Origin of the sequence: Streptomyces sp. NPDC001315, from assembly GCF_042896175.1 — a bacterium.
Taxonomy (GTDB): domain Bacteria; phylum Actinomycetota; class Actinomycetes; order Streptomycetales; family Streptomycetaceae; genus Streptomyces.
Map to the genome: position 1 here is coordinate 102,324 of NZ_JBIAWZ010000021.1, position 17,208 is coordinate 119,531.

The window sequence follows — 17,208 nt, forward strand, 5'->3', positions numbered from 1 at the left end:
TTTAATGATTACCTCCCAGGCTACAGCCTGCGGGTCCTCACTCACCCGACATCGCCCCACCGCGAACCAGCCGAAGCGAGAGGCACGGGAGTACCTACATGACCGACGGGAACAAGACGAGCCGCCGCAGCCAGGCATGGTTCGGTGCGAGTGGCCGCGGCGGGATGCTGTACCGCTCCTGGATGCGCAACCAGGGGATCGGGCACGAGGTGTTCGACGGGCGCCCTGTCATCGGCATCGCGACCAGCGCCTCCGAACTCGCCCCGTGCAACGCCCACCTGACACGTGTCGCCGAAGCCGTCAAGCGTGGTGTGTGGCAGGCGGGCGGCTTCCCGCTCCAGTTCCCCACCATGGCCACCGGCGAGACGCTGATGCGCCCCACCGCCATGCTGTACCGAAACCTGATGGCCATGGAGGTCGAGGAGCTTATCCGGGCGAATCCGCTCGACGGGGTGGTGTTGCTGTCCGGCTGTGACAAGACGACGCCCGCGATGCTGATGGGTGCGGCCAGTGTCGACCTGCCCGCCGTCATGGTCACCGGCGGCCCGATGCTCAACGGCAAGTACCGGGGCCAGGACGTGGGGTCGGGGACCCATGTGTGGAAGTTCGAGGAGGACCTGAAGACCGGCCGGATGACCGAGGAGGAGTGCTTCTTCGCCGAAGGCTGCATGGCCCGATCCAACGGTCACTGCATGACGATGGGGACCGCCTCCACGATGGCCTGCATGGCCGAGGCGCTCGGCATGCAGCTTCCGGGCTCGGCCGCCTGGCCGGCCGTCGACTCCCGGCGGATGGAGACCGCGCAGGCGGCGGGGCAGCGCATCGTGCGGATGGTGGAAGAGGAGCTGCGCCCCTCGCGGATCCTCACGCGGGAGGCATTCGAGAACGCCATCCGGGTCAACGCGGCCATAGGCGGATCCACCAACGCCATCATCCATCTCACCGCCATCGCCGGACGCGTCGGTGTCGACCTGAGCCTGGAGGACTTCGACGCCCTGGCCCGCGAGGTGCCGACCCTGGTCAATCTGATGCCCAGCGGCAAGTACCTGATGGAGGACTTCTGCTACGCCGGTGGCCTGCCGGCCGTCATGGCCGAGCTGCTCCGTGGCCGGCTGCTGCACGGCGAGCAGATCACCGTCACCGGACGCGGCATCGCCGAGAACGTCGAGAACGCCGAGCGCGTCGACTCCGACGTGATCACCGGCCTCGACGCCCCGTTCCAGCCGGCCGGCACCGGTACCGCCGTGCTGCGCGGAAACCTGTGCCCCGACGGCGCGGTGATCAAGCAGTCCGCCGCGTCGCCGCACCTGCTCGACCACCGCGGCCCCGCGCTCGTCTTCGACTCTCCCGAGGCTTATCACGAGGTCGCCGACGACCCGGATCTCGACGTCGACGAGAACACCGTGATCGTCATCCGCAACGCCGGCCCCAAGGGTTACCCTGGCATGCCCGAGGTCTCCAACGTCCCGCTGCCCGCCAAGCTGCTCAAGGCAGGTGTCACGGACATGGTGCGTATCTGCGACGGCCGGATGAGCGGCACCGGATACGGGACCGTGGTACTGCACGTCGCACCCGAGGCCGCCGTCGGCGGACCCCTCGCCCTGGTGCGCGACGGGGACCCGATCGTCCTCGACGTCCCGAACCGCACCCTGCATCTGGACGTCGACGACGCCGAGCTGGTGCGCCGCCGGGAGGCGTGGAAGGCCCCCGTCGAACGCCACTCCAGCGGCTACGCCTGGCTCTACACCCAGAACGTCGAACAGGCCGACAAGGGCGCCGACTTCGGCTTCCTGCGCGGAAGCCGCGGACACGAAGTACCCCGCGACTCCCACTGAGTCCGCCCCCGGCGACCGAACCCCTCGAATCCAGGAGAGCATCGATCGTGGAATCGGCAGCAACGCGGCCGCGTCCGGTCCTCACAGCCGCCTCCGTCCTGCCGGAGGACGTCGGCCAGGCCGCCCTTGTCGCACGTGTCCACCACCCGGAGTGGGACGGACCGTGCGTGGCCGCGGTGCGCGGCGAGCAGGTCGTCGACCTGACGGCCATCGCACCCACCGTCTCCGACCTGCTGGAACGCGACGACGCGGCGACGGTTGTCCGCGAGGCCGACGGCGGACACACCTGGCGCCTCGACGAACTGCTTCAAGCCCCGGCCGACCGCCGTGACGTCGCGCATCTGCTCGCCCCCATCGACCTGCAGGTGGTCAAGGCTGCGGGCGTCACCTTCGCCCGGAGTCTGCTGGAGCGTGTCATCGAGGAGCGCACGGGCGGCGATCCGGCGCAGGCCGCCCGGGTGCGGGCGCGCATCGGGCAGATCGTGGGCGGCGCGCTCGACGGCATCCGCCCCGGATCGCCGGCGGCCGCCAAGGCGAAGGAACTGCTGGTCTCCGAAGGGCTGTGGTCGCAGTATCTGGAGGTCGGCATCGGGCCGGACCCGGAGGTGTTCACCAAGGCCCCGGTACTGTCCGCGGTCGGCACCGGTGCCGACATCGGAGTGCTCGGCACCTCGGTGTGGAACAACCCCGAGCCCGAGGTCGTCCTCGTCGTGGACTCGCGCGGCCGGGTACGCGGCGCGACACTGGGCAACGACGTCAACCTCCGCGACATCGAGGGACGCAGCGCGCTGCTGTTGTCCCGGGCCAAGGACAACAACGCCTCTTGCGCGATCGGTCCGTTCGTCCGTCTGCTCGACGACGGCTTCGACCTCGACACCGTACGCGCGCTCGACATCGACCTGCGGGTCGACGGCACGGACGGCTACGTACTGCACGGCAGCAGCTCCATGCGCGAGATCAGCCGCGACGTACTGGACCTGGTGGCCGCCACGCACGGTGCGCACCACCAGTACCCGGACGGCTTCGTGCTGTTCACCGGCACCTTGTTCGCTCCCACCGAGGACCGGCACACACCCGGCTCGGGCTTCACCCACGAGCACGGCGACATCGTACGGATCTCCAGCTCGCGGCTCGGCGCTCTCGTCAACACCGTCACCACCAGCGAACAGGCCGCACCGTGGACGTTCGGCGTACGAGAGTTGATGCACAACCTCGCCCAGCGCGGCGTGCTGTGAGCTACATAACGCCCTCAGCAGGGGCGACGCCCTGCGGCGATCCCGCCCGGGTGTCACCCCTGCTACTGGCGACGTTGCCTTTGCCGTGTGCTCAGCGCTCGATGGTTGCGGCGAGCAGCGTGGTCATGGCGGCGTCGCTGATCAGGGCGCCGTCCCACAGGGCCTGGAAGACCGCCGGTTCGGTCGGCACGAGTACGACGCCTTGGTGCGGGACATGCTCGCCGTGCCCGGGGCCGGCCCGGATACTCCGCTGGTCGCAGTCTCCCGCAGTGGCGTCACCAGAGGTCTGCCACTGGCCGCTCACTGGGGGCCAGAGGACCTGGTCGGGGCCTGGCAGTAGCGAACACCGGCTCGGCGGCCCGTGGATGCCTCGTGGCCGACGGGCCCGCCGTTCACAACAGCCAAAGCGAGCGGAGCAGCTGGGCCAGCCGAACTGCAGCTCGTACCCCTCGTCCTCCAGCGTGACCAGTCCGCTTCCGCTGCCGCCACCTGAGAAGGTGAGGCCGGCCGTCGTATTCTTCGCCCGCACCAAGCCGTCGGCCTCGCGCACGAGGGTGGTGTCGATGACCGCCCAGCTGCCGTCGTCCTTCCGGCACGGACGGGAGCCGCGTTCATCTCCTGCGTGAAGGTGCCGTCCGGATTGGCGAAAACCTGGGACGACTCGGTCGTCGCCGCCTCCACGGCCACCCGCTCACCGGTCTCCGCCGCAAGCGCACTCGCCTCCGACTCCGGAGCCCCCTCAGCCGCTACCGAGGCCACCCCGTCATCGGCGATGGCCGGACTCGCCCCCGCCCCGACCACCGCACCCCCAGGAGTAGGACGGCTATCGCCCAACTCCCCACCGCCTTACGCCAACCGTGTCGCCTTTTTTGCATGAACACGCCCCCACCCGTCCCCTTTTACGTGCGGGCCATGCGGCGGGTCCAGGGCGGGGTGAGGGCGAGGATGAAGCTGACGCGGTCGGCGAAGCGGGGCCCGGGGACGGGGATTTCGACGCCGGGGTGGCGGCGCTGGCCGTGGGTGACGGCTTGGGCAACGTAGTTGGTGATGGCGTCGGCGCGGTGGGTGCGTGGTCGTTGGCCGGGCATGGCGAGGTGGCTGAGGATGCGCAGGACGGTGGGGATGCTGGCGTCGAAGCGGAATTCGTGCAGTGTGCAGGCGCCGGTGATGCTGAGGGTGTCGGAGTCGTCGGCCGCCTCGAGGCCGGTCTGGTCGTACCAGAAGGCGGCGGCGTGGGCTTCGCCGCGGGCGTGGTGGTGCAGGGAGAGGCAGTAGGCGGCCGGGGTGTGTCCGGCGCCGGCGGCGTACTGCCACCAAAACCGTGCGCCGTCGTCGACGCCGGCGAGGTGGAGTGCGCAGCCCAGCAGCCAGGCGCCGCGGGGTTCGGGGAGCTGGTCGGTGAGGAACTGAAGAGCGCCGGGGCGACGGTGGTGACGACGACGTCGCAGAGGTGGTCGAGGTCCCGGACGGCGGCGGTGTCGGCTGTCGGCTCCTCGGGCAGGGGGGTGACTGTGGCGTGGCCGGAATCGAGGTAGGTGCAGTCTTCGTAGGCGACGGTGTCGGCGGGCACGCTGGGGTGGTGGACGAGGCGGGCGCGGGCAAGGAGGGCGTCGATGGGGGAAACTGACCAGGATGACCACGTTGGCCAGTTGCTGTATCGGGCGAGCTGTACGCCACTTTCGGCATGGTCCTCGCGGACGGTCCACGGGACGTCCTGGTCGGGATAGGTGTTGGCGAGGATGGTGCGCGCGCGTTCGACCGCCGACGCTGACCCGTCGGTGGCCACGACGATCTCCTGGACCGGGAGGCGGGCGATGCGCTGGGCGGAAATGACGGCGGCGGGGGATGACGTCCTGCATGTGCCGGGGCTGCAGTCGGCCCACCAGACCCTGCTGGCCGGGCGATTCGAGCGGGAAGAGGCCGACGGTGTCGGAGGCCTGGATGAGCTCGAAGGCCAACCGGTCGTTCAGATCGACGTGGTCGGGGTTGTCGAGATCGAGCTGACGGGGCGGGCGCGGCTGCGTGAGGCGGCGTTGGAGCCGTTCGCCGAGGGGGTAGGGCGGCGCTGTCCCCTTGATCACGACGCCCTCGCTGCCGGGCCCAGCCAGTTCTGCGGTCGCCCGCCCGGTAGGCGGTGGCGGGCAGTGGGGTGAACGGGCGGTGGATACGTCGAGGGTGAAGAGGAGTTCCAGGAGGGTGGGGCATCGTCTCCGCCCGCGCGCGACGTGTCCTGGCCTTTACTCGCTTGTGGAGGCGACGAAGGTGGCGATGTGGTGGGCCGAGGCTTGTGGATGTTGGTGTTGCGGGCCGTGCCCCGCACGCGGATAGGTGAGCAACTGGAGCGTGGGAAGTTGCTGACTGAGGGCGTACCAGTTTTCGACCGGGAAGCAGATGTCGTGATCGCCTGCGATGTGCAGGACGGGTATGGAGGTCGTCTTGAGTAGGTCCAGAACCGGGTCGGCGAGGAATATCTGAGAGCGGGGTTTATCGGCGATCTGTTCGCTGGCCCAGCGCCAGGGCACCGGCACGCTGGTCTCGGTTGTGCGTGCGGCGATGCGGTCGTGCGAGGTCTGTGCGGCCTGGAGGCTTTGCTTGGAGGCTGGTTCGAAGAACAGCACGCCCTCGTCGATGAGGTCGTTCTCCGGCTTGCGGGAGATGTCATAGAAGAGCTGTTCGGCCTGCCTGATCAAGGGGCCGGGAGGGCTTGTGCCGATGAGGACCAGGTGGCTGATGAGCTGGGGGTACTGGGTGAGGGCGACTTGCGCGGCGACGCCGCCGATGGACCAGCCGGCGAGGACGATTCGGTCTAGGCCAAGGGCTTCGATGAGGTCACCTGCGTCCCGGGCCAGGGAGGCCGGGTTGTACGAGGGGGTGCCGGTGGACAGGCCCAGACCGCTGTAGTCGAAGGTAATGACGCGGAAACCCTGCTCGGCCAGCGTGTCCAGGAAGGCCGGGTCCCAGGTGTCGATGTTCCCGCGGAAACGGGTGCACAGCACCAGCGGGCGGCCGTGTCCGATCGACCTGTAGGCGAGGCGGCGGCCGCGGGTCTCGATCACTTGGTTCGGGGCATGGACGGCGCCGGCGGGTGGAAGGTACGCGTCGGAGGATGTCGTGGTCACGGCTGTACTCCTTGGGGTGTCGCCCCGCACCCGGGGACGTTGCTGGGCGGGGAGTGTCCCCCCGGTCGCGGGGCTTTGTGGGGGCTGAGGGCGCAGGGATGAGCGGGTTCCGTGAGGGGAGTGGAAGAGTTCTACTGCACGTGTTGGTCATGTGGTTGGGCTGGCGCTGGAGCCCGTCCGTGAGGGCCGGGCAGAAGGCCGCATGGGCGTGACCTTGGGTGAGGGGCGGACCCGTGGGCGAGGGTGGTGTGGGAGTTGTGGCACGCCACGGATCAGGCGCTGATGTCCGTGGCGGCTCCGGTGGGAAGCCAGCGGAAGCGGTTGCGGGTATCGGCGGGCGCGCGGGCGAGTTCGTGCTCGATGGCGTCGCGGCCTTCGTGGAAGTGGTGCCAGCCCTCGTAGTGGACGGGGATGGCGGTGCGGGGTCGCAGCAGGCGGCACAGGTGCACGGCCTGGGCGGCGGTCATGGTGTAGCGGACCGGTCCGGTGATCGGGAAGCGCACACCGCCGACATGCAGCAGCGCGGTGCCCACGTTCAGGCGCTGGGCCACCTCGCGCACGCCGCCGTACAGGACGGTGTCCCCGGAGATCCACAGTGCGCCGTGTTGCTGGCCCTCCCAGGTGAGGGCGAAGCCAGTGACCTGTCCGGTCAGGGGCCGGGACAGGGGCGGGCCGTGGCGGGCTGGAGTGGCGGTGACGGTGATGGTGGGACGATCCGGGGCGTGCAGGCGGGTCACGGTCCACGGGGCGAGGCCGTGAGCCCCCCGGCCGAGGCGGCGGGCGCCGGCCGGGGTGGTCAGGACGGTCCGGGCGGTGCGCAGGACGTCGCGTCCGGTGCGGTCGAGGTTGTCGCCGTGCTGGTCATGGCTGAGCAGGACGGCATCGATCGGCGGCAGGTCGGGGGTGACGAGGGCGGGGCCGGCGGACTTGTGGGAGGCAGTGCCCCAGCCGAAGCTGTAGCGCTGTCCGGGCGGGTCGAAGGTGGGATCGGTCAACAGCCGCCAGCCGCCCGTCTCGATGAGGGTGGTCGGGCCGCCGATGTGGGTGATACGCATGTCGCTCATGTGGAGGCTCCCTTCCCGGGCCCGGGCCGGGGGTGCCCTCCCGGCCGCGGTGCGTGCCGCGGGTGCGATCAGGCGTGGGCGAGGGCCCAGTCCAGGGCGTAGTCGGCGACCTCTTCCCAGCCGTCCTGGGCGGGCATCAGATGGGAGCGGCCGGGGAACACCGTGACCTTGGTGATGGTGCCCTCGGCCTTGTAGTGCTTGGCGTTGGACTGCTGCACCTTGGGCGGCATGAGGTGGTCGTTCTCACCCGAACAGAACAGCAGCGGCGCCCGGCCCGCGTTGTGGTAGTCGACGTAGGTGTCGGTGTGGCCGGGGTGGATGTTGGCCAGGGCACTGCCCCAGAAGACGCTCCCGGAGGCGGGGACGTGGTAGCGCTCGTAGGTGGCGCGCGCCTGGTCCTCGGGGAAGGTGTTGGTGAAGGCGTAGCGCCACTGGTCGTAGTCGAGGCCGACGGCGCGGTGCCGGTTGGCCGGGTTCTTCAGCACCGGGAAGGCGGCGCGCACCTGGGAGAGCGGGACGACGGCCACCCCTTCGGTGGGCGCTGAGTTGATCGCGACTCCCGCGGCGCCGAAGCCGTGGTCGAGCAGGATCTGGGTAAACGCGCCGCCCGCGGAGTGGCCCATGATGATCGGGGCCCGGTCGAGTTCGGTGATGACCTTCTCCAGGGCGGAGATGATGGCCGGGACGGTCACGGTCTCGATGGGGGTCGGGTCGGCGTTGAGGGCCTCGACCTCCACCTCGAAGCCGGGGTAGGGCGGGGCGATGACCCGGAAGCCCTTGTCCTGGTAGTGGGCGATCCAGTTCTCCCAGGCGCGCGGTGTCACCCAGAAGCCGTGGACGAGAACGATGGTGTCGGGTTGCATCGGTGTGCTCCTCAGCGAGTGGCCTGGTGGGCAGCTTGGATCTGGCGGACCACGATGTCGGGGCGGGACATCATCACAGCGTGGGACGCGCCCTTGACCTCGACGATGTGGCTGTGGGCGCGCTCGGCCATGAAGCGCTGCACGGCGGCCGGGATGACGTTGTCTGCGGTGGGGATGACGTACCAGGACGGCAGGTCCTTCCATGCCGGTGCACCGCTGGGGCCGGCCAACCCGCCCACGCTGCCGGGACGTTGCGCCGCCGCCATCAGCCGGGTCTGGGAGGACGGCAGATCGGCGGCGAACACCTCGCGGAACATCGCCGGGTCGACGTAACCGTCCTTGCCGGAGCTGCCATCCGGCAGCGGGTAGTCGCGGGTGATCAGAGCGTCCGGCAGCTTGCTGCCGGGGAATCTGCCGGCCAGTTGCAGCGCGCTCTCGCCCTGGTCGGGGGCGAACGCGGCGACGTAGACAAGGGCCTTGACGTTGGTGTGGCCGCGGGCGGCGTTGGTGATGACCTCGCCGCCGTAGGAGTGCCCGACCAGGATGACCGGCCCGTCGATGCTGTCGAGGATGCTGGAGACGTACGCCGAGTCGCCGCCCAGGTCGCGCAGCGGGTTGGCCGGAGCGATGACCGGGTAGCCGGCCTTCTGCAGGGCGGCGATGGCCTGGTACCAGCCGGAGGCGTCGGCGAATACGCCGTGGACGAGGACGACGGTCGGCTTGGGGCCGCTCGTGTGCGCCGTGGTGGCGGAGACGGGGGCAACCGCGCCGCCCACGCCGGCCACGAGCGCGGCGGCGAGCAGGCACGCGCTGACAGTACGGCGGCGAGGCCGCTGACCGCTGAAGATCATGTGTTGGCTCCTGTGCTCGGGCGTCCCCGGAGGGCGGCCGGGGACGCGGGCGTTACTCCGTCAGGAATTGAGGAACTCCAGCAGGTCGGCGCTGAGCTGCTCTTTGTGGGTGTCGGTGATGCCGTGCGGGGCGCCCGGGTAGACCTTCAGCGTCGCGTTCTTGATGCGGGCGGCCGACGCCTTGCCCCCGACCTCGAAGGGCACGACCTGGTCGTCGTCGCCGTGGATGACCAGCGTGGGCACGTCGATGGCGTCCAGATCGGTGCGGAAGTCGGTTGCGGAGAAGGCCGCGATGCACTCGTAGGCGCCCCGGTGCCCGGCCTGCAGGCTCTGGCGCCAGAACGCCTCTCGGATGCCTTGGGAGACGTCGGCACCGGGCCGGTTGTTGCCGAAGAACGGCCCGTCGGCCAGGTCGTGGTAGAGCTGCGAGCGGTCGGCTAGCGATCCGGCCCGGATCGCGTCGAAGGTCTCGATCGGGACGCCGCCGGGGTTGTCGTCGGTCTTGAGCATGAACGGCGGGACCGCGGAGACGAGCACGACCTGGGCGAGCCGGGCGGTGCCGTGGCGGCCGACGTAGCGGGCGACCTCGCCGCCGCCGGTGGAGAAACCGACCAGGGTGGCGTCACGCAGATCCAGGGTGTCGATGAGCGTGGCCAGGTCGTCGGCGTAGGTGTTCATCTCGTTGCCGTTCCACGTCTGGGTGGAGCGGCCGTGGCCGCGCCGGTCGTGCGCGATGACGCGGTAGCCGTGGGTGGCCAGGAACAGCTGCTGTGCCTCCCAGCTGTCGGAGTTCAGCGGCCAGCCATGGCTGAGGACGACGGGGCGGCCCGTTCCCCAGTCTTTGTAGTAGATCTGGGCGTCGTCGGATGCGGTGACGAAGGGCATGGGCTTCTCCCAACCGGTAGCCGGGGCGCCGCATAAACCCGTCCTCCCTGCCGCACCCCGTAGTTGTGAAGGACTTGCGTGGGAGCGTGGCACGGGCATCATCAGTCGGCTTTACCCTGCCTGCCCGAGCCTGTCCCCTGTGTGCCACGGCTCCGGGCCGCAGGCGACCCGCGCACCTGCTGCATCACGAGCCACAGGAGACGTGTATGCATACCCGTGTTGCATGCATGCATCTTTGCCCGGAAAGCTTCACGCGGCGGACACTCGCGCCCTAGGCGGCGACCTGGCGCTGCCCGGAATGGGAGGCGTCGTGCTCGTCCTCGACACAAACGATCTTCGAGTCGGTGACCGGATCGCGGCCTTCGAGGCGGTGGCCGCCGGTGAAGGCGGCGTCTCCTCTGTCCAGGAGGAGGAGACCGAGGACGCGGTCTGGAAACGACTCGAGCTCTGGCCCCTCGGCCCGCTGACGCTCTTCCACACCCAGGGCACAGGGGTGCGCATCTCCCGCTCGCTCCGGCAGGCTCGGCGCGATGCGATGGATACCGTCGCGATCAATATTCACCGCCAGGGAGCCGGCGGTTTTGCCTGGGCTGACCACCGGCAGCGCATCGGCCCGAACAGCGCGACCATGCACCATATGCCTGCCGGATACGAGTACTGGTGGTCCGGCCTCGGCAGCACGCTGGCCCTGATGTTCAACACCGAACGCCTCAGTCTGCCCGAAGAGACGATCCGAACATCCATCCCGACGCTCGAGCACAGCCCCATCGGACGGCTGCTGATCAACCACGTTCTCGGCGTGCACCGCATCGCCGACCAGATCAACATGGGCCCCGAAGCCGATGCCCTCGCCTCCGCCACCGTGGAACTCGTCCGAGCCTGGGTGGTGTCGGTGGCCGGCGACGACCCCACCCGCCGGGCAGTCGCAAGGGAAACCCTCCTCACCCGTGTCCTGGCCTACGCCCGCGCCCATCTGAGGGAACCCGACCTCACCCCTCAGCGGATTGCCTGGGCGCACAACACCTCCGTGCGGACGCTGTACCGGTTGTGTGACGACGGCGGAGTCAGTCTCGAAAAGTGGATCATCCGCCGCCGGCTCGAGGGCGCCCGTGCCGACCTCGCAGCCCCCGGACACTCGCACCGCACGATCGACACCATCGCCCGCAGCTGGGGCTTCACCAACCCCGCATTCTTCTCCCGCCGCTTCCGCCAGACCTACGGCACCACCCCCAGCCAATGGCGAAGACTCTCCCAGCAGGGCCGACTCCTGCCCCCGCCGGACGAACTCTGACCAAACCTCCCCGGCTGACAGACTGCAATGCAGGGGCTGAGCCTCCTGCTCCTGCCGGGTCACGATGGATCGCCTCAACGCGACATACGAAGGGCTTCGGCCTTCGTCACGACCTACGGTCCTGGGTGTGTGAACGATCAGGTCTGTCTATTTCACCCGATGGCGGTAGGCGGGGATGAGGGACTGCGCCTTCAGTCACTGTGGGAACAGGCGTCCTACGCGTACTCGGAGCTGTCACGGAATGCGCCAGAATTGTACCTGTACCCCGTTTATCCACAGCCTGGCGGGTGTATGCCAATTGCCCAAAGTGAAGGCTCGTGGCCTGAGGTCGGTGCCGTTGGGCATGGCGACTGTCCTGATTGCTCTGTGCGCGATCGGATGTTCAGCCTGGGAGCGTGCGAGCACCGACCGGCCGGGAGGCGAGGGCCACTCGCCGACGAACGCGGCATCTGTTTTGGCGGATGTGGAGAGCGACCTGCCCTCGCCTCGCTCCTCCCCGAGCCGCTCCGCGTCGCCGTCCCCTGCGCCCACGCCGTCGAAGACCGCGGTGGCCCGGCAGACGAAGACCTCGCCGCCACACGCGAGCGGGGCCGGTGGAGCGACGGGCTCGGGCTCCGGCTCAACTGCGGGTGGTGCGAGTGTCGTTCCGCAGAATCCCAACCGCGGCCCGCCCCCTCCGCCCGCCCCGCCCCGGCCGTCGCCCACACCCGAGTGGAGTTCGGGGCAGTGGCAGCCGGGAGACCCGGACGAGACGACGGTTCCAGGGGTTGCGCCCGGTCAGGGCTGACGTACCCTCAGCTGCCCGACAACCGGCTGAGAGAGAGGCGTGCGGCGCCGTGGTCGACAGACCGTCCGAAGAGCCGGGACCTGATTCCGGGGAGTCCATACCCGACGAGGTATGGGAGAAGTTTGTGAAGGACGCCGAGCTTGGGATGGGCAACTCGGCGCCGAAGGAACCGTCCGCTCGGGCACGCATGGTCACCGCACGGCTGCGGCAGCAGGAGGCGCGGGGGCCCCTATGGGTTTCGTCAAGGTCTGAGGCCAGTAGGTTCGTGTGGTCGGGCGTGGGAGCCGAGCCGGAGGGGTGTGCATGGGTGATAGGCAGGTCACGATCAAGCTCACGAGCGACGAGGCGCTGGTGCTGTCGCACTGGCTGGAGAAGCTTCAGATGACAGACCTCAGTGGCGTCGTCAACGATCCTGCGGTCTGGGCGCCGATCCACCGAATCGCCGGAACGCTGGACAAGGCGCTTCCTGAGCTGTTCGCACCCGACTATGACCGGCGGCTTGAGGCTGCTCGTCAGCGACTTCGGCCGGAGGACTGACCGATCGGTATGAACGCGTCGACGACGGCGCGAACGAGGTGGCCCGCACCATCGTGCGCTGCGTGCTCGACGTCGAGCTCTCCGACCCGGCGAAGTACCAGGTCACCCCAAGGAAGATCTGCGTCGTGCGCTACGACGAGGAGATCGGCAACTCGGCCTGCGACGTCTACGACGGATATCTGCACCCCCAGTTCTCGACGGCCGAGCCCACGGGCGCAGCCCCGACCGGCCCGACCACGGACCCGTACGACCGCAGCAAGGACCTCAACGCGAACCGCCAGGAGGCCTGCGGGACGGTATCCCGCACCTGACCGACAGCCGCTGGTGGCGACGGTGCCGTGGCAGGGCAGGTACTCGCGTGCGAGCTGGCGATGGGCCGGGGAATGAGGCGGATTAGCCTTGGAACGCGGCGAAGTCGGTGACGGCGGAGTGAGTCTGCAGGGCTTCGATGAAGGGCGTGAAAGCTCTGGCCGGGAAGGACAAGGTGGCTCTGGCCGGGGCCTTGGAGTCGCGGATGCAAGTGGTTCTGGCGCTGGCTCGACGGCGAGGAGGCGACTGGACCGGGTGGTTCTGCCTACTCTCCCGGGCCCGTGACCTTGCGGGACTTGCCCATGACCCCCGACGAGCGTCCGGAGACGCGGGTGCGGGCCTCCAGGGCCTCCACTCGGAATGCAGCAATCAGGAATGGGATAGCGATGACGCGCAACTTCAACAACTCACTGCTCGGCATACTGGGCCCGACCAACAGTGCCCCGCCTCCGACTGCGGCCTGGGATGAGCTGGAAAGGGGACTGGGAGTCCAACTGCCCGACGACTACAAAGAGATCGTCGTCGGATATGGCCCGGTCCAACTGAACGGGCACCTGTACCTGAGCCACCCGTCCACTGACCGGTGGAACCTGGGGCGGTGGATGGAGGAGACAGTCGAAGCGTTCTCGCGCAGTGACCTGAGTGAAGCGGAGTGTCCGGGATTCCCGTACGGCCCGGTTTTCGGCGGGCCCGCCGGCCTCATCCCGCTCCTCTCCACCGACCGTGGAGAGTACGTCTTCGGGGTGTTCGACACGGCTTCCAAAGAGTGGCGGCTCCTGGCGTGCGACGGTGATGAGCTGGACTTCTATGAGTACCGTATGTCCTTTTCCGAATGGCTCTACTGGTATCTGTCTGGTGACGACATGTTCGGCCCCGACAGCGCTGTCTTCTATCCGGGGCCGATTGTTTTCGAGAGCCTGCCGATGACCGAGTCGGAGCGCTCGACCAAGTGGTACGGACCTGGGCGTGGCCCGGCCGAGATGGTCACGGTGGAGTGAGGGGCGTCGGGTGCCACCCCGGGGCGGGAGTGTCACCCGTGGCGCGGGTCAGCGGCGTCTGCGCTCTCGTGCACTCTTCAGCGGCAGTACCGTCCAGAACGAACTCGGCGGACGCAACCCGGGCAAGCAGGTCGGCAGGGGCGGTGCCCCGGTGCCTTTGAAGTGACCCGCACACCGGACGACATGAACGGAAAACGGTCATGACCGCACAGGACAGCCTAGACACCCTCGCCGGGTTGATGCCGCCACGTCCAAGAGACGGGGTGACAGTGGACTGGGCAGCGGTCGAAGCCGCCTGGGGGCTCGTATTCCCGTCGGACTTCAAAGGCTTCCTCGCCCGCTACGGCAAGCGCCTGCTCGACGAGGACCTGTCGGTCATGGCCCCCTCCACGGTGACACCCGAGACCTGTGACGAGCCGGGGGCGCCGATGGGCGGCATGGGGTTCATCACGGCCGACACCCGTGACACCTGGAAGGACACCGAGCCCACCGGCATCGAGGCTGCGGCCGAGGACCTGGTGACCTGGGGGGCTGAAGGCAGCGCCGACCTGTACTGCTGGCTTACCCACGGCGAGCCCGAGGAGTGGCCGGTGGTGCTCTTCAGCCACGGCGACGACACGTGGACCCGCTTCGACTGTGGCATGACGGAGTTCCTGTGCCGGGTGCTGCGGGCGGATCGTCGGGCCGGGGTGATGTCTGATTCATCGCTGTGGGGTGCCGCCCTGCGCGCCCACTGATGGACGCCCGGACCGGATCCCTTCCACCCCTGCCGGGCATCCGCGTACGGGACGCCTGGAGCTCATCCTGCTCAGTGGAGCAGTCGAAGGCCCTGCTGGGTGTCCCTTCGTGGGGGCGAGGGGGAGTTTTCGCGCTATAGAAGATGCTTTCGGCGTCAAGTTGCCGCAGGAGGTGACGGACGTTTGTTCCGTCTACGGAGACGCGCTGAACGCAGACCGCCACATGCAGGACCTGCTGGATCTCCGAGGGCGTCCTGCCGCCCAAGGAATCTGGGACATGGCATGCCGGGCACCAGGGCCAGTGCACGGGCGCTCCCGCGGCCTGGCCGTCAGCGACCAATCTGCCCTTCTGCGGCCACCGCGCAGGACACGGCCGTCCAGGACAACGCCGCGGGCATTCCGTTGCCCGTCGACACCGAGCAGCCGGCGTGCCCGGAGTGCGGCGCCGCCATTGCGCCGATGGCGTTCGAGGGGTTCGAGGAGTTCAACTTATTCAACTGCCCGGCGTGCAGCCGCCGTTCCTTCTGCTCGGCCGAGTACGACGACTCCCAGCTCCCGTCGTAGGGGATGGGCCACCCGATTCACTGCGTCGGGCCCTCCCCAGATTCGCCGTGGTCAGCGGGCTGCGGGCGGCGGTGCCTCATGGCGCGCGGCGCCGACACCGAGGGCACGGAGGCGAGCAATACGGAGCAGGGCGCTTGAGGGGAACACCCTCAGGTGGTGTCCCCGCCTACGCCCGGGATCCGGCGGCAGACTCTGTGGACGAGGACCGGGTTTCCAGCCCCTTCTCCACGGACAGCAGGTACGCGGAAGGCGAGGAGGTGCGGAGGGCCTGGCGTGCGCCGGTCGCCGTCCGGGCCCGGCCGGCCAGGGCGAAGGTGACGCCGGTGGCAGTGCTGACCAGCGGGCCGGCGTAGACACCGCTCGCCATGCCCGCCAGCGCGGCCGGGACCGCGAACTTCAGATTTGCGGCGCTGAACGCGGTGTCAATGCCGAGCCCCCGCATAGCTCGCCGCAGCTCCTCCAGGGGACGTTCGAATCTACGCTCGACCTCCATGGAGACATAGCGGTCGATGGAGGCCGACAGCGTCACATCGGACAGATACTCACGGAGATCGGCGGCAGTCGCGGTGACTTCCCTGTTGAAGGTGTCGAACTCGTCCTTGTGGCGGCGGCGCAGTTCGACGATCTTCCCTACCGGGACCGCCTCGAGTTCCTCGGGCACGACAATGCGCACCGCCAGCATTCCCACAGCGTCCGTGAAATCGCCCGAAGGCGCGTCTCTCGGTTCCCTCAGGTGGATCTCCCTGTCCAGCAGTACTTCCGCGACGCGCTCGGCGTCCCAGCCGTGGGATGCCGCGTGTGCGGCGGCCTGGTCGGTGGTGGGGACAAATTCGCCCTGGCGGGCGATCTCTTCGGACAGCGCGCACTTGTAGACCTACACGAGCGCCGGATCCATGCCCACCCAGTCGTCCGCTCCGGGCTCCGAGAAGCGTGTTCCCCGGGCAGGCACGGCCAGCCCGGTGTCGAACAGCGTCTCCCGCACTTCCGGGGCGACCTCGCCCCAGTGAACGTAGGCCCATCCACGTGATTGCGGTCCCGCGACCGCCCCTTCGTCCCCTCTGTACTCCCCGCCGGCTCCGTACCGTTGCCGCATATCATCCTCATGAGCCGCGACGACGTCCAGGAAGACGGACGATACTCCCAGCGCGGACGAGGCGGGCTCGACGGAAACGATGAAGTCGAGTTCCTCAGTGAGCGCGCGGGTGGTGTCCGAATCGGTCACCGGGAAGTGCCTGGGCACGACCCGAGCCAGCTGGGGCCAGTAGAGCGCGGCCGTTTTCAACCACCGCTCGTCCCTGAAATTGATGTACGGGTAGTAGAGCCCGATCCGCTGCAGCACACTTCCCCCTGTCGCACCCGGTCAGTTGGGCTGACGCCCCCAGAGTGGCAGCCCGGTCGTGCTCGCACCAGGCGCCGGAAGCCCGTCGATCGGGCCCCGGCGGGCCGGGGCATCCCGGTGATCGTGGCGAATCCGGGGGGGGAGTCCGACGCGGTGACCTGGAGTTCGCCAGGGCTGGCTAGTGTCCTGCGCCAGAGATCCGTCGGCAGAGGCGGGCGAGGGAGTCAAGGATCTCTTCGGCGGTCTTGGTCCAGATGAATGGTTTGGGGTCCTGGTTCCAGTCCTTGACCCAGGCGCGGATGTCGGCTTCGATGGCCTGGATGTTCTTGTGTGCGCCGCGGCGGATCATTTGGTGGGCGAGGTAGCCGAACCACCGCTCGACCTGGTTGATCCAGGAGGAGCCGGTCGGGGTGAAGTGCAGCTCGAACCGGGGGTGTTTGGCCAGCCAGGCCTTGATCGCAGGGGTTTTGTGGGTGCCGTAGTTGTCGACGATCAGGTGGATCTGCAGGTGTGCGGGCACCTCCTTGTCGATCCTGATCAGGAACTTCTTGAACTCCACAGCCCGGTGCCGGCGGTGCAGGGCCGTGATGACTTCACCCGTGGCGACGTCGAAGGCGGCGAACAAGGTGGTCAGGCCGTTGCGCACGTAGTCGTGCGTGCGCCGCTCAGGCATGCCGGGCATTATCGGCAGCACGGGCTGGGACCGGTCCAGTGCCTGGATCTGTTGGGTCGGGGACGGGACGCCGTGCGGCCTTTCGGCCGCCGGTTTTCCCGTCCCCGCCCGCCGAACCCAG

At 68.8% G+C, this 17,208-nt stretch carries 15 protein-coding genes and 3 pseudogenes; 9 read left to right on the forward strand and 9 right to left on the reverse strand.

Going from position 1 to position 17,208, the window contains the following annotated elements:
* The first annotated feature begins 98 nt into the window (after positions 1–98).
* Together ACFY16_RS35615 and ACFY16_RS35620 are read left to right on the forward strand one after the other, a co-directional pair.
* The gene (locus ACFY16_RS35615; RefSeq protein ID WP_390651376.1) at positions 99–1,835 is read left to right on the forward strand and encodes an IlvD/Edd family dehydratase; all 1,737 of its coding nucleotides are present in this window, start codon (positions 99–101) and stop codon (positions 1,833–1,835) included.
* A 47-nt stretch (positions 1,836–1,882) separates the two neighbouring features.
* Complete coding sequence (locus ACFY16_RS35620; RefSeq protein WP_390651377.1) at positions 1,883–3,070, forward strand: fumarylacetoacetate hydrolase family protein; 1,188 nt, start codon at positions 1,883–1,885, stop codon at positions 3,068–3,070.
* A gap of 899 nt (positions 3,071–3,969) precedes the next feature.
* Here the strand turns inward: ACFY16_RS35620 and ACFY16_RS35625 are convergent.
* Positions 3,970–4,158 (reverse strand): hypothetical protein, encoded by a 189-nt coding sequence (locus ACFY16_RS35625; protein WP_390651391.1) that lies wholly within the window; start codon positions 4,156–4,158, stop codon positions 3,970–3,972.
* A 6-nt stretch (positions 4,159–4,164) separates the two neighbouring features.
* Between ACFY16_RS35625 and ACFY16_RS35630 the strand changes: the two genes are divergently transcribed.
* Positions 4,165–4,605: a hypothetical protein gene (locus ACFY16_RS35630; RefSeq protein ID WP_390651392.1), complete on the forward strand. Its 441-nt coding sequence runs from the start codon at positions 4,165–4,167 to the stop codon at positions 4,603–4,605.
* 285 nt (positions 4,606–4,890) lie between these two features.
* Here the strand turns inward: ACFY16_RS35630 and ACFY16_RS35635 are convergent.
* The 6 genes and pseudogenes from ACFY16_RS35635 to ACFY16_RS35660 form a co-directional block, all read right to left on the reverse strand.
* Positions 4,891–5,076: pseudogene (locus ACFY16_RS35635) on the reverse strand (hypothetical protein); the annotation flags it as partial.
* 231 nt (positions 5,077–5,307) lie between these two features.
* Entirely contained in the window at positions 5,308–6,189 is an 882-nt protein-coding gene (locus tag ACFY16_RS35640; protein ID WP_390651378.1) for an alpha/beta fold hydrolase, read from the reverse strand.
* Between the two features lie 272 nt (positions 6,190–6,461).
* Entirely contained in the window at positions 6,462–7,253 is a 792-nt protein-coding gene (locus ACFY16_RS35645; protein WP_390651379.1) for an MBL fold metallo-hydrolase, read from the reverse strand.
* A 68-nt stretch (positions 7,254–7,321) separates the two neighbouring features.
* Positions 7,322–8,116 carry an alpha/beta hydrolase gene (locus ACFY16_RS35650; protein WP_390651380.1) on the reverse strand — a complete coding sequence of 265 codons (795 nt, stop codon included), beginning with the start codon at positions 8,114–8,116 and terminating at the stop codon, positions 7,322–7,324.
* Between the two features lie 11 nt (positions 8,117–8,127).
* Complete coding sequence (locus tag ACFY16_RS35655) at positions 8,128–8,967, reverse strand: alpha/beta fold hydrolase (RefSeq protein WP_390651381.1); 840 nt, start codon at positions 8,965–8,967, stop codon at positions 8,128–8,130.
* A 60-nt stretch (positions 8,968–9,027) separates the two neighbouring features.
* Positions 9,028–9,852 (reverse strand): alpha/beta fold hydrolase, encoded by an 825-nt coding sequence (locus ACFY16_RS35660; RefSeq protein WP_390651382.1) that lies wholly within the window; start codon positions 9,850–9,852, stop codon positions 9,028–9,030.
* 223 nt (positions 9,853–10,075) lie between these two features.
* Between ACFY16_RS35660 and ACFY16_RS35665 the strand changes: the two genes are divergently transcribed.
* The 6 genes from ACFY16_RS35665 to ACFY16_RS35690 all read left to right on the forward strand — a co-directional run bounded on the left by ACFY16_RS35665 (position 10,076) and on the right by ACFY16_RS35690 (position 15,075).
* Positions 10,076–11,143: a helix-turn-helix domain-containing protein gene (locus ACFY16_RS35665; protein WP_390651383.1), complete on the forward strand. Its 1,068-nt coding sequence runs from the start codon at positions 10,076–10,078 to the stop codon at positions 11,141–11,143.
* Positions 11,144–12,233: 1,090 nt separating this feature from the next.
* Entirely contained in the window at positions 12,234–12,467 is a 234-nt protein-coding gene (locus tag ACFY16_RS35670; RefSeq protein ID WP_390651384.1) for a hypothetical protein, read from the forward strand.
* A gap of 38 nt (positions 12,468–12,505) precedes the next feature.
* Complete coding sequence (locus ACFY16_RS35675; RefSeq protein ID WP_390651385.1) at positions 12,506–12,778, forward strand: hypothetical protein; 273 nt, start codon at positions 12,506–12,508, stop codon at positions 12,776–12,778.
* A gap of 384 nt (positions 12,779–13,162) precedes the next feature.
* Positions 13,163–13,774, forward strand: a complete 612-nt coding sequence (locus tag ACFY16_RS35680) for an SMI1/KNR4 family protein (RefSeq protein ID WP_390651386.1) — start codon at positions 13,163–13,165, stop codon at positions 13,772–13,774.
* A gap of 200 nt (positions 13,775–13,974) precedes the next feature.
* On the forward strand, positions 13,975–14,511 hold the full coding sequence (locus ACFY16_RS35685; protein WP_390651387.1) for an SMI1/KNR4 family protein: 537 nt from the start codon (positions 13,975–13,977) through the stop codon (positions 14,509–14,511).
* Positions 14,512–14,793: 282 nt separating this feature from the next.
* Positions 14,794–15,075 carry a hypothetical protein gene (locus tag ACFY16_RS35690; protein WP_390651388.1) on the forward strand — a complete coding sequence of 94 codons (282 nt, stop codon included), beginning with the start codon at positions 14,794–14,796 and terminating at the stop codon, positions 15,073–15,075.
* Between the two features lie 166 nt (positions 15,076–15,241).
* Here the strand turns inward: ACFY16_RS35690 and ACFY16_RS35695 are convergent.
* Positions 15,242–16,414 (reverse strand): annotated as a pseudogene (locus tag ACFY16_RS35695) (DUF6236 family protein).
* 178 nt (positions 16,415–16,592) lie between these two features.
* Positions 16,593–17,138: pseudogene (locus tag ACFY16_RS35700) on the reverse strand (IS630 family transposase); the annotation flags it as partial.
* Positions 17,139–17,208 lie beyond the last annotated feature (70 nt).

What these genes read in the sequence shown, in the direction of transcription:
- ACFY16_RS35680 (WP_390651386.1), top strand. Translation starts at nt 13,163, where the DNA reads ATGACGCGCAACTTCAACAACTCACTGCTCGGCATACTGGGCCCGACC.
- ACFY16_RS35615 (WP_390651376.1), top strand. Translation starts at nt 99, where the DNA reads ATGACCGACGGGAACAAGACGAGCCGCCGCAGCCAGGCATGGTTCGGT.
- ACFY16_RS35645 (WP_390651379.1), bottom strand. Translation starts at nt 7,253, where the DNA reads ATGAGCGACATGCGTATCACCCACATCGGCGGCCCGACCACCCTCATC.
- ACFY16_RS35685 (WP_390651387.1), top strand. Translation starts at nt 13,975, where the DNA reads ATGACCGCACAGGACAGCCTAGACACCCTCGCCGGGTTGATGCCGCCA.
- ACFY16_RS35690 (WP_390651388.1), top strand. Translation starts at nt 14,794, where the DNA reads ATGCCGGGCACCAGGGCCAGTGCACGGGCGCTCCCGCGGCCTGGCCGT.
- ACFY16_RS35625 (WP_390651391.1), bottom strand. Translation starts at nt 4,158, where the DNA reads ATGCCCGGCCAACGACCACGCACCCACCGCGCCGACGCCATCACCAAC.
- ACFY16_RS35650 (WP_390651380.1), bottom strand. Translation starts at nt 8,116, where the DNA reads ATGCAACCCGACACCATCGTTCTCGTCCACGGCTTCTGGGTGACACCG.
- ACFY16_RS35670 (WP_390651384.1), top strand. Translation starts at nt 12,234, where the DNA reads ATGGGTGATAGGCAGGTCACGATCAAGCTCACGAGCGACGAGGCGCTG.
- ACFY16_RS35660 (WP_390651382.1), bottom strand. Translation starts at nt 9,852, where the DNA reads ATGCCCTTCGTCACCGCATCCGACGACGCCCAGATCTACTACAAAGAC.
- ACFY16_RS35655 (WP_390651381.1), bottom strand. Translation starts at nt 8,967, where the DNA reads ATGATCTTCAGCGGTCAGCGGCCTCGCCGCCGTACTGTCAGCGCGTGC.
- ACFY16_RS35665 (WP_390651383.1), top strand. Translation starts at nt 10,076, where the DNA reads ATGCATGCATCTTTGCCCGGAAAGCTTCACGCGGCGGACACTCGCGCC.